Raw genomic sequence first — 11,633 nt, 5'->3', positions numbered from 1 at the left:
ACAACCCCAAAACCGGTCGTATCACTCAATAACCGACTCACCCTATATTTACCATTTAACAACAATTGAGAGCCGCAACTTTGACAGTAACGAGTATTCGAGTTATTATTACTCGGATGCTCCGGTTGAGAACAATCGGGATTAATGCAGTAACAGGGTTTCATCTCGGCTATCAGTTATTTTAGCGGGTGAATAATTGCAAGTTTTCCCTTACCTGTCTTTGAAGGCATTTTATCATAAGTAAGTAGTAGTAGTAACGCACCAAATTAAATTAATGATAGGTGTGGTGCGTTACGACGGATTGTTAGATTCAAGTTTAAGCAGAGATTGTCACCGTCTAACGCACCCTACATTTTACTAAACTGGGATGAGCCACTCTTGAAAAAGGGGACAATTATTAATTATTATTAAAAGTATATTTACTAATTAACCAAAATACCAGTGAAACTAGCTCAAGCTCAGACGATATTAACAGACACTTTAACCGTATTTTGGGGAGAATGGCTAGATTTACGGGCGAGAGTCCTTCAGATCGCCGCCACAGGTTTAGTTTCTCCCCTAATCTATATTATCGGTTTCGGGTTGGGGTTGGGAAGCGCCCTCGATCGCTCGATGAAACCCTCACTCGGCGATTCTTATCTAGAATTTATTTTACCCGGAATGGTGGCCCTGTCCTCAATGGCGATCAGTTTCGGGGGAACCACCTTTTCCATCTGTGGCGATCGCTTATTTAGTAAAACCTTCGAGGAATTATTATTACTTCCCGTCCATCCCCTCTCATTATTTTTAGGCAAAGTTTTTGCGGGAATTTTGCGCGGTGTAATGACTTCTGCATCAGTGATTCTCATCGCTATCTTATTTACAGGAAAATTTGCCAGTTTTCTCAATCCCCTCTTTTTATTAATTTTAATCTTAAATTGTGCCGTCTTTGCCAGTTTAGGGGCAATTGTCGGATTGCGAGTTCAATCCCTCGAAAGTGCCAGTCTCTATAATAACTTTTTAATCGTGCCGATGTCTTTTTTAGGAGCAACTTTTTTCGATCCCAAAACCTTACCCTGGGCATTAAAAATTATTGTTTATGCCTTGCCCCTCACCTATGCTAGTCTAGGATTAAGAGCCGCAGCCTACGATATCAATCAATTTCCTTGGTTCGCTATCCCTATTTTATTAATCGTCGCTCTTCTTCTCTCGATTGTCGGCGCTTATCAATTCTCCCATCAACGGGATTGAATCAGTGATCAGTAATCAGTAATCAGTAATCAGTTATCAGTAATCAGTAATCAGTTATCAGTTATCAGTTATCAGTTATCAGTTATCAGTTATCAGTTATCAGTTATCAGTTATCAGTGGTCAGTAATCAGTTATCAGTTATGAGTTAAGTACCCAAGCAAAATTAATTAAACATATCTAACTACCTCTTGCCTTTTGCCTTTTGCCTTTTGCCTATCTTCTAGGAAATTTATTTTACACGACTACTTATCTCCTGACTCCTGACTCCTATCTCCTGACTCCTTTTTCCCTTGAATAAATATATCCTTTTTTATAAACCCTACGATGTATTATGTCAGTTTACTGATGAAAATGGTCGCTCGACTTTAAAAGATTATATTCCCATCCCCAATATCTATTCTGTCGGTCGTTTAGATAGGGACAGTGAGGGATTATTATTACTCACAGATAACGGTCAATTACAGCATCGTTTGGGTCATCGTCAATTTGCACATCCGCGCACCTATTGGGTACAAGTCGAAAGAATTCCAGACCTAAACGCTTTAGAAAAATTGCGTCAAGGTCTTCATATTCAGGATTATCGCACTCGACCAGCAATAGTTAATTTACTAGATTTTGAACCGGATTTACCCCCCAGAGAGCCACCGATTCGTTATCGAAAATCTGTCCCCACCGCTTGGTTAGAAATTACCTTAACTGAGGGAAGAAATCGTCAGGTAAGACGGATGACGGCAGCCGTTGGTTATCCGACTTTAAGATTAATTAGAACAGCCATTACTATTGACAAAAACAATAAATTATGCTTAACAGGATTACAACCCGGTCAATGGCGAGAAGTGACTGAAAAAGAGAGAAAAGCCTTGGAAAGGTTATAATTTCTGTAAGTAACCTTGATAACCAAAGTTGAATGTATAGTTTGGGACTTGATCAAATGACCCACAATTATCTATAATCGTGAATATTAAACCGAAAGACAAATATGAAAGTTAAAATTAAAAATCTTGGCATTTTAAAACAAGCAGAATTCAGTCTAGGCGACTTCACAATTATCTGTGGTGGTAATAATACAGGTAAAACTTATGCTACCTACGCTTTATTCGGTTTTTTAGACACTTGGCGAAGACTATTAACTTGGCCAACATTTGGACTCAAAGAAAAAATTAATCAACTACTTTCTGATGGTGTAATTAGTCTCGATCTACAGGAGTATGTTCAACAGTGTGAGATTATTCTTACTACAGGTTGTCAAAGATATATTCGACAAATACCTGAAGTTTTTGCTGCCAACGAGGAGAGGTTTAAAAATGTTGATTTTCAGATAGAATTAAATTTTGACAATATTCAATTTCAAAATAAGTATGAAAGGAAAATTAGTACAGCAACATGGGAAATTATCTCGATTAGCAAACCTGAAGATGAGCCTTATTTATCCATTACATTATTAACAGAAACAGAAAAAATAAATCTGCCAGTGCATTTTCTTGAGGATATCATTTACGACAGCATCCAAGATATAATTTTCTCTCAGTTTTTTCCCAGGCCATTTATTGCTAGTGCAGAAAGGACAGGAGCGGCAATTTTTCGCAAAGAGTTAAATTTTGCTCGTAATCGTTTACTGGAAGAAATTAGTAAAAATAGCAATTTTAATCCTAGAGAACTGTTATTTAATGTTTCTCAGGATTATGCGCTACCAGTCAAAAAAAATGTAGATTTTACTAGACAAATAGAAACAATTGTCAAAAAAAATAGCTTTATCGCCGAAAATCATCCCAGTATTTTAGAAGATTTTGCCGATATTATTGGTGGTCAATATATGATTACTAGCAATGATGAACTTTATTACATTCCTAAAGGAAAAAAACTTAGACTATCGATGGATGAAAGTTCTAGTGCTGTACGTTCTCTTTTAGACATTGGCTTTTATTTAAGACACGAAGCTCGAATCGGAGATTTGTTGATAGTAGATGAACCTGAATTAAATCTCCATCCAGAAAATCAACGCCGTATCGCTAAACTTTTCGCTCGACTGATCAACATTGGTATTAAAGTTTTTATCACTACTCACAGTGATTATATTATCAAAGAAATCAACACATTAATTATGCTTAACCATAATAAACCACACCTGAAACAAATTGCCGCAGAAGAAGGCTATAGACAAGAGGAATTATTATCGGCTAATCAAGTTAAAGTCTATATTGCTGAAGAAGATTCAAAGATGTTAAAAGGACAAAAAAGAAAAACTAAATTTCACACTTTAAACCCCGCTAAAATTGATCACGAAATGGGTATCGAAGCACGCAGTTTTGATACTACTATCGAAAATATGAATCGTATTCAAACGGCTATTATTTGGGGTGAGGAGTAATGTCTGATATTGCTATACTCAAAGAAATGATTAGCAAGTGTGCGATAGTAGAGTTGGAATATAAAAAAGAGTACAAACGAGATATTTATTTACTGAAACTGACAGAAAATCAAGATAACTATTCGTTTGTGATTAGTGGAATGCCTGAACCCGATCGAGTTATTGTGATCAAGCTAGATGAGTTTTTTGATGTCCGCAAAATTTTTACTGGTAGTAAAGGTGAGTGTAAGCGTGCAGATTTTATAATTATCGCTAATACCCCTACTGAAAAAGTTATCCTTTGTTTGGAAATGAAGAAAAGCGGAGATTCTAATCCATCGATAATTAAACAATTAAAAGGAGCCGAATGCTTTGTCTCCTATTGTCGTGAAATCGGACGCTTATTTTGGAATCAACCCGATTTTCTTCAGGACTATCAATATCGCTTTGTTAGTATTAAAAATATCAGTATTTCTAAAACAAGCATGAGCAGCCGTAAACTTTCTCAAAAAAGTGAGATTCACGATCAACCAGAAAAAATGTTAAAAATTTCTGCTAAAGCGAAGCACTTTCAAGAATTAATTTAGTCCTATAGCTTGACATTATGACTGATTTAATCTTGATCGAATAACGATCTTTTGCCGAGAGTGCCAAAAGAGCCTTATCGATGCTCATTTTTAAAAACTTCAAACACCTGCCGGCTGAAATATTTTAACTTATCAGCCACCTTAGGAGAGGGTTGATAATTGCCGACTAATTGCCAATTTTCCACCGTAGATAGTCGCCAAGCGGTTCCTTGATGGTTAAAAGCCTGCATTTCTAAGCCAATCAAACGCTGATGCTGATCCTCGCTATCGAGATGAAAACGAATTTGTACCAGAATACTGCGCCCTTGAATTCTGGGACTCCAACCGGGAAAATGGAAAGCGATATCGATCGAGTCGGGGTCCGTTAACTCCCTTGTGTGGGGATCATTGCGCCAAGGTTTCAGATCTGCCTTTGCATCGGGGAATTGTTGCTTAAACAGGTTGACGAGTGTGGCGATCTTCGCCGTTAATTCTAATCCTTTTGCCTGTTCCGACGCATTCATGCTCACCTCTGATAATTGCTTATAAAGTAACTATTTATACAGTTTAGCCCTGCTTTTTGCGACTATTGGAACAATTATAACGATATTTTCTCGATCGAGTCGAAAATGCCGCACCTGTCAATCAAGATAGCCGCTGCCAAAAAGACAAAATCAAAACTAAACTAGAAAATAGGATAATCGACAGGAACAGTATTTTCTATGAATCCCCAAGAGTCTCTATTACAATCGATCGAAAAATTAGGCTATCGGGTTACGGTGGGTGATGTGGCGGCAAAATCGGGTTTAGAGATTAACGCTGCACAACAGGGATTATTAGCTTTAGCTGCGGAAGCGGGGGGACATTTACAGGTAGCAGACACGGGGGAGATTATCTATCTTTTCCCCGAAAATTTTCGCTCGATTCTCCTGAATAAATATTGGCAATTGCAGTTAAAAGCTTTCGCCAGTAAAATCTGGAAAGTAGTTTTTTATGTTATTCGCATTTCCTTTGGCATTGTCTTAATTATTTCGATTTTAATCCTCTTGTTTGCTATTCTGGCGATCCTGATAGCCTCAATGTTTAAAGATAGTGACTCGGATAATAATTCTGGAAACAACAACATTAATGTTAACTTCTTTCCCACGGACTTTTTCTGGATTTTTTATCCCGATTTTGGTAATAACTACTACGAAAGAAGAGATAGGGAAGTTAAGGCAGAAAAACCCCCTAGTAAGATGAATTTTCTCGAGGCAGTTTTTTCTTTTCTTTTTGGCGATGGTGATCCTAATTTCAATTTAGAGGAGAGACGCTGGCAAACTATCGGTAAAGTAATTCAAAATAATCGTGGCTCGATTGTCGCTCCACAAATTGCCCCCTATCTCGATAGTATTACCCCCAGTCATGAGGAGACAGAAGACTATATACTCCCAGTTTTAACCCGCTTTAATGGATTGCCGCAAGTGTCCGATCGAGGCGATATTATCTATTATTTTCCCGATCTACAGGTGACAACCAAAGAGAGAAAATTACAAGCAGTTTCGCCCTATCTAAAGGAAAAACGCTGGAAGTTTAGCGAAGCGGATAGCGGTCAAATTATCCTAGCTTTAGGTTTAGGGGCGGTTAACTTTATCCTCGCTTTAGTTTTAGGATCTTTGCTCAACAGTGATAGTGTCGATTTGAGCGGTTCTCTGGGGTCGATAGTCACAGGTATCTACGGTTTTCTCCTCAGTTATGCTGGTGCTTTTTTGGGGATTCCCCTCGGTCGTTATTTCTTTTTACAGTGGAGAAATGAGCGGGTTAATCAACGCAATCAACAGCGAGAAAAAAGAGCAGATTTATTAGCACAAAATAATCCTGAATTAGAGCAAAAACTGGCCTACTCTCGTAAATTTGCTGACCAAAAAGTGATTACAGATGCTGATATTAGTTATTCTACCGATCAAGACTATCTCGAACAAGAGATCGAGCGCTCGGATAAAATCGATCGAGAATGGCAAAAACGCTTAGAATCGCCCGATTCCTGACTCCTGACTTGAAAGAGGGTGATGGGGAAATGGGGAAATGGGGAAATGGGGAAATGGGGGAATTATGAATTGGGAAATGGGGGAGTGGGGGAGTGGGGAGATAGGAGAATTTCAACTAATACCCCAAAACCCTAAAACCCCAACTCCCTAAAACCCCAACTCTCAACTCCTGCCTCCTGCCTCCTGAATCCTGACGACCGACTCCTAACCCCACCAACAAACTTTTTGCCGCAAACCCTAACTTAAACGATCGAGAGTGCGATACTGAATTGCTTCGGCAACGTGGGAACTTTTCAGCATTTCACTATCTCCTAAATCGGCAATGGTGCGGGCAACTTTGAGAATGCGATCCATTGCTCGGGCCGATAAACCCAATTTTCGGATTGCCCCTTCTAAAATATGGCGACTGCTCTGATCAAGAGCGCAAAAACGCCGCAAATGCTCGGAATTCATCTCCGCATTAGAGCGAATCCCCGTATCTTGAAAGCGATCGCTGGCCTTTTGTCGGGCCCCTTCTACTCGTTGCCGCACCTGCTCAGAAGCTTCTCCCCGACTCTCTTGGGTCATTTCTTCCGGTTTCAGGCGATTTACCGTCACTTGTAGGTCAATACGGTCTAAAAGCGGCCCCGATAATTTCGCCCAATATTGTTCCCGTTGTCGCGGTGAACAGCTGCAGGGTTGCACCGAATCGCCGTAATAACCACAGGGACAGGGATTGGTACTCGCCACCAGGGTAAAACGGGCCGGAAAAGCGACGGAAAGACGAGTGCGAGAAATGCTCACATAACCATCCTCTAGGGGTTGTCGGAGATATTCCAAGACACTGCGCTTAAATTCCGTTAATTCGTCCAAAAATAAAATACCACGGTGAGAAAGGGAGATTTCCCCCGGTCGGGGATAAGTGCCACCTCCCACCAGCGCCGCTCCGGAAGCGGAGTGATGGGGACTGCGAAAAGGACGCTCGCGCACCAGAGAACCTCGATCCTTCAGTAATCCGGCGACGGAATGAATCTGGGAGACTTCTAGGGATTCGGCAAAGGTCAGCTGGGGCAGAATACCGGGTAAACGTCGCGCTAACATGGTTTTACCGCTGCCCGGTGGCCCGACAAAAATTAGGTTATGACCTCCAGCTGCGGCAATTTCCAGGGCCCGACGGCCAATGGCTTGGCCTTTGACATCCTTGAGATCGGGGAGATTTACCTGCGATCGCCCAAATTCCTCGGCAGCGTTAAAAGTCATCGGTGAATAGCGATCGGGTTCATTTAAGAAATTTACCACTTCCGATAGATGACGAAACCCATACACTTGTACGCCTTTAACTACGGCCGCTTCTTTGGCATTATCGGCGGGAACCACTAAACCCTTGATCCCCATTTTTTCGGCGGCGGCAGCAATGGGTAAAACCCCCGCCACGGCACGCAAACTACCATCGAGGGATAATTCGCCTAAAAAGAGAAAATCCCCCAATAAATCGGCTTCTACCTGTTCGGAAGCCCCTAAAATGCCGATACTAATCGGTAAATCATAAATCGGCCCCTCTTTGCGGATATCGGCGGGACTTAAATTGATGACAATTTTGCGGATGGGAAAGGCAAATCCAGCATTTTTTAGGGAAGCTTTTACCCTTTCTTTCGACTCCTGCACGGCGGTATCGGGTAAACCCACCACGGCAATTCCGGGTAATCCCCCCGATACATCCACTTCTACCCCGATTTTAATGGCATCGATGCCGATAATTGCCGCACTCCAAACCCTTGCTAACATTTTGGCTCAAGTAAAAATAAAGTGAGTTCTTAGGAAAATGAAACAGGATGTTCGGCTAGTTTTCCGCATAAAAATGATTTTATCTGGGAATTTACCCTGAAAATCAGCCTATTTCTCGGGATAACCTAGCCAGAAAAGCTGAGAGCTTAATGGTATAGTTGAAAAAAAAAGTAATCTGTCTATGAGTGAGACTATTTTTAGCAAAATTATCCGCAAAGAAATTCCTGCCTCGATCGTTTATGAAGATGATCTGGTTCTCGCTTTTCGAGATGTTAATCCCCAAGCACCCACCCATATCCTCATTATCCCCAAAAAACCGATTCCGAAACTAGAGGAAGCCAGTGACAGCGATCGAGATCTATTGGGACATTTGTTACTAACTGTTAAAAAAGTGGCCGCCGAAGCTAAATTAAGTCAAGGTTATCGAGTAGTGATCAATAATGGGGAACATGGGGGTCAAACCGTCGATCATCTTCATGTCCATCTTTTAGGCGATCGCATAATGGCTTGGCCTCCGGGTTAAATACCCCTTATTTTCCCGCATTTTTGGGCAATTATAGGGCTAGAAGCTTTCTTTTCCGAGTCGGTCTTCTCGATGTTAAACCCATGAATAGGTCTATTTCTGCGATCGCATTGTCCAGCACCCTGCTGTTATTTCCCTTCACCCCTACGACTCTCGCTCAATCGGAATGCTTTCTCCAAAGAGCAGATGGACAACACATAGACCTTAGCCGTCTCTGTGGCAGTTCATCTAGAAATAGGAAAAATTCCCCGCAAGTTTATCAGCTACCGATTCAACGCCGGGTTAACGGCATTCCCACGGTGATGGTGGTTTTTAATAACCGTCACTATTATGAAATGCTTTTTGATACAGGTGCTAGTGGCATCGTCCTCACCGATGCCATGGCGAAAGCGATGAAAGTCAAACGGGAAAAGGAAGTAGTCGCTCATACCGCCGGCGGTGTCGTTACTGTTTATCTTGGTCGCATTAATTCTGTTAAAGTTGGCGAGGTGGCTTTATCTAATCAGATTGTTGGTATTTCTCCCCAAATGGAAGGATTAGGACTCTTAGGACAAACCTTTTTTGGTTCCTATGATGTCACGATCAAAAAAGATGTGATTGAATTACGTCATCGTTGATAAGTAGCTGGTTATAATTAAACTAAAAATGGATTTTAGGTTCGATCCCCCCTGCCCCCCTTGATAAGGGGGGTGCCGATAGGCGGGGGGATCTGAAAACTTTTAACACCTACCTACTTAGTCTGACGGGAATGTGATAATTTTTGCTTATGTAAGGTTAAATGCTTACTGGGCAAGACTTTTAGGACTATTTTGAAAGAAGAAACTATCAGTATAGACCTCGTTTACACACAGAAACCAGAAGAGCCAAATGCTCGCTTTTCTGATTCTAATCTAAAGTTCCTCGCTGTATTTGTTCCCGTTCGATCGCTTCAAATAAAGCCCGGAAGTTGCCTTCTCCAAAACCTCTAGCGGCATGACGTCGCTCGATTAATTCAAAAAAGAAAGTTGGCTGAGAAAAAATTGGTTTAGTGAAAATTTGCAGTAAAGTTGGCTTTTCCTGGAGGGAATGACTATTTTGTTCAAAGTCAATGAGAATTTCATTTTTTTTAATTTCTGACCATTCCCAATCAGCAATATTAAAATCTTTTTTTTGATAGTTAATTTGTCGATAATAACTGTCGGGAACTGATAAAAATTCTACCTTTTTTTCTCTTAATTTTTGAGTTAAGTTTACAATGTTTTCTGTTTTTAAAGCAATGTGTTGAATACCAGATTTTTGATTAATATCTAAAAATTCTTGAATTTGAGAACTGTTACTATCTGGCTCATTAATTGGTAACTTTAATTCGGTTTCAGGGTGAACAAGTACCTGCGAATAAAGACCAGAACGCTCCGTTTTAATAGTAAAAACTTGCCGTTTTTTAAAGCCTAAATTTTCCTCATACCAATTGGATGTTAACTCTAAATTCCCCTGAAACACATTTAAAACTAAATGATCAATTGCCAGAATATCCTGATTATATTGTTCCTTACTATCATACTCAATCAGATTAGGATCGGCTAAAATTGGCGTGATTCCCTGTCTTTCAATTAATGTATGTTTGAGATTAGCAATGCTAGAGATTTGACAGCTTTTTATCTTACCCCTAGCCAAAACAGTTTCCTGAATAAAAATATCCAGTTTAATTCTCCTAGCTAAAGCGTCTAAATCCTCCACTTGAAAAGCCACATCCGCCACCCCTTCAGGATATTTACTTAAAAATTCCGCCACGGGACTAAGGGAATTTAAGGGAGAAGATAAGATAAAAATAATCTGTTTATTTTTATCTTTTTGGATGCCATTGCCAACTATTTCCGTGTGCGTGTGGAGATTAACTAAACTTGCGATCGCCTGAAAATCCATCACCCGCACAAACCAATCTCGCCATTTTTTGGCCGATTCTACATAAAAATGAATATGATCAATAAACATAGATAAAGTCAAAAAAGTGGTTGAGTGTTAGGAATTATGAATTATGAAATGGGGAAATGGGGAAATGGGGAAATGGGGAAATGGGGAAATGGGGAAATGGGGAAATGGGGAAATGGGGAAATGGGGAAATGGGGAAATGGGGAAATGGGGAAATGGGGAAATGGGGGAGTGAGGAGATAGGGTAATTTCAACTAATACCCCAAAACCCCAACTCCCTACAACCCCAACTCTCAACTCCTGACTCCTGAGGACTAAAAAAAGAGATGACTATCGGGTTGAATATTAATTTCCATGGGGACGGCTTGGGGTTCAGCATTCATGGCAAAATAGATAGCATCGGCGGCGGTTTGAGCGGTTAACATTTTAGTGCGATCAACTTTTAAGCTCACCTGATCCCAAAAAGGAGTATCGACACCACCAAAATAGAATAAAGTCATTTTAATACCATAGCGTTTTAACTCATCGGCCAAACATTTACTAAAACCCACCACCCCGTACTTAGAAGCACAATAAGCGGCAGCCATAGCCATAGAATGCTTACCCAAAATTCCCACCACATTACAGATATGACCAGCTTTATTTTCCTTCATCACATTAGCCGCAGCCTGACAGGTATAAAAACTCCCCTTGAGATTGAGGTCGAGCATTTTATCTAAATCTTCCGGCGTGATTTTATTATATTGTTTCATCACACCGGCTCCGGCCGCATTAACCAACACATCCAACCGGCCGTAATGGGAGACAATTTTTGCCATCAAAGTTTCCACCTGAGTCGGATTGGTGATATCCGTCGGTACAATTAAAGAAGGACAAGACAACTCACCAGCTAAATTAGATAAATTATCGGCATTTCTCGCCGCTAATACGAGTTTATGACCATTAACAGCTAGTTTACCCGCTAAAGTGGCACCGATACCCCCCGTAGCACCGACAATCAGGACAACTTTTTCGCTCATAATTATTTATAAATTTTTACAAATCTTATTGTAAACTGTTCCAACTGGAAAATCATCGCTAGTCCCAACCCCTTGATTAATGGTTAACCAACTTCTGATAGGATCAACCGTGACAATGTAAAGAAATTTTTGTCACTAACCCCGCCCTAAAAGGGACGGAGCTTGCCTAAACCAATTTAGGCGACGCAAGTAGAGACTACCGCATCGAGACACAATCTGGTACAGACCTCCGAATACTTCCCTAGTTCG

13 protein-coding genes are annotated in these 11,633 nt (G+C 40.6%); 8 read left to right on the top strand and 5 right to left on the bottom strand.

All coding sequences use genetic code 11. The features are described from left to right. On the bottom strand, positions 1-164 hold a 164-nt coding region (locus tag EWV66_RS05180), incomplete at its 3' end, for a 4-Cys prefix domain-containing protein (RefSeq protein WP_353734450.1). A gap of 277 nt (positions 165-441) precedes the next feature. Between EWV66_RS05180 and EWV66_RS05175 the strand changes: the two genes are divergently transcribed. The 4 genes from EWV66_RS05175 to EWV66_RS05160 all read left to right on the top strand — a co-directional run bounded on the left by EWV66_RS05175 (position 442) and on the right by EWV66_RS05160 (position 4,164). Next, complete coding sequence (locus tag EWV66_RS05175) at positions 442-1,230, top strand: ABC transporter permease (protein ID WP_002765070.1); 789 nt, start codon at positions 442-444, stop codon at positions 1,228-1,230. Positions 1,231-1,520: 290 nt separating this feature from the next. Beyond that, positions 1,521-2,105 carry a pseudouridine synthase gene (locus tag EWV66_RS05170; protein ID WP_052276706.1) on the top strand — a complete coding sequence of 195 codons (585 nt, stop codon included), beginning with the start codon at positions 1,521-1,523 and terminating at the stop codon, positions 2,103-2,105. A gap of 104 nt (positions 2,106-2,209) precedes the next feature. Further along, positions 2,210-3,598, top strand: coding sequence for an AAA family ATPase (locus tag EWV66_RS05165; RefSeq protein ID WP_287109274.1), 1,389 nt, complete (start codon positions 2,210-2,212; stop codon positions 3,596-3,598). Beyond that, positions 3,598-4,164 carry a hypothetical protein gene (locus EWV66_RS05160; RefSeq protein WP_052276704.1) on the top strand — a complete coding sequence of 189 codons (567 nt, stop codon included), beginning with the start codon at positions 3,598-3,600 and terminating at the stop codon, positions 4,162-4,164. Before EWV66_RS05165 ends, EWV66_RS05160 begins: the two co-directional genes overlap by 1 nt. A 74-nt stretch (positions 4,165-4,238) precedes the next feature. Here the strand turns inward: EWV66_RS05160 and EWV66_RS05155 are convergent, their stop codons facing one another. Further along, positions 4,239-4,667 (bottom strand): Tery_1686 family protein, encoded by a 429-nt coding sequence (locus EWV66_RS05155; protein ID WP_002743840.1) that lies wholly within the window; start codon positions 4,665-4,667, stop codon positions 4,239-4,241. 198 nt (positions 4,668-4,865) lie between these two features. On the opposite strand from EWV66_RS05155, the gene EWV66_RS05150 reads away from it, so the two are divergent. Then, entirely contained in the window at positions 4,866-6,170 is a 1,305-nt protein-coding gene (locus EWV66_RS05150) for a hypothetical protein (RefSeq protein ID WP_287109273.1), read from the top strand. Between the two features lie 237 nt (positions 6,171-6,407). Here EWV66_RS05150 and EWV66_RS05145 read toward each other — a convergent pair whose 3' ends face one another. Next, positions 6,408-7,934, bottom strand: coding sequence for a YifB family Mg chelatase-like AAA ATPase (locus tag EWV66_RS05145; RefSeq protein ID WP_287109272.1), 1,527 nt, complete (start codon positions 7,932-7,934; stop codon positions 6,408-6,410). Positions 7,935-8,115: 181 nt separating this feature from the next. Between EWV66_RS05145 and EWV66_RS05140 the strand changes: the two genes are divergently transcribed. Continuing rightward, positions 8,116-8,457 (top strand): histidine triad nucleotide-binding protein, encoded by a 342-nt coding sequence (locus tag EWV66_RS05140; RefSeq protein ID WP_002757854.1) that lies wholly within the window; start codon positions 8,116-8,118, stop codon positions 8,455-8,457. An 83-nt stretch (positions 8,458-8,540) separates the two neighbouring features. After that, the gene (locus EWV66_RS05135; RefSeq protein WP_185237484.1) at positions 8,541-9,074 is read left to right on the top strand and encodes a retropepsin-like aspartic protease family protein; all 534 of its coding nucleotides are present in this window, start codon (positions 8,541-8,543) and stop codon (positions 9,072-9,074) included. A 268-nt stretch (positions 9,075-9,342) separates the two neighbouring features. Here the strand turns inward: EWV66_RS05135 and hppD are convergent, their stop codons facing one another. After that, positions 9,343-10,428: a 4-hydroxyphenylpyruvate dioxygenase gene (gene hppD, locus EWV66_RS05130; RefSeq protein WP_052276702.1), complete on the bottom strand. Its 1,086-nt coding sequence runs from the start codon at positions 10,426-10,428 to the stop codon at positions 9,343-9,345. A 43-nt stretch (positions 10,429-10,471) separates the two neighbouring features. Here hppD and EWV66_RS05125 point away from each other — a divergent pair, with 43 nt between their 5' ends. Next, positions 10,472-10,600: a hypothetical protein gene (locus EWV66_RS05125; protein WP_287115914.1), complete on the top strand. Its 129-nt coding sequence runs from the start codon at positions 10,472-10,474 to the stop codon at positions 10,598-10,600. A 79-nt stretch (positions 10,601-10,679) separates the two neighbouring features. On the opposite strand, the gene EWV66_RS05120 is transcribed toward EWV66_RS05125, so the two are convergent. Then, positions 10,680-11,384, bottom strand: coding sequence for an SDR family oxidoreductase (locus EWV66_RS05120; RefSeq protein WP_052276701.1), 705 nt, complete (start codon positions 11,382-11,384; stop codon positions 10,680-10,682). Positions 11,385-11,633: the final 249 nt, after the last annotated feature.

The organism is Microcystis sp. M_OC_Ca_00000000_C217Col, assembly GCF_007095585.1.
In the GTDB taxonomy this organism is placed as follows: Bacteria; Cyanobacteriota; Cyanobacteriia; order Cyanobacteriales; family Microcystaceae; genus Microcystis; species Microcystis panniformis.
Note: the sequence above shows the minus strand (reverse complement) of the source record. Positions and strands in the feature narration are given on the sequence as shown.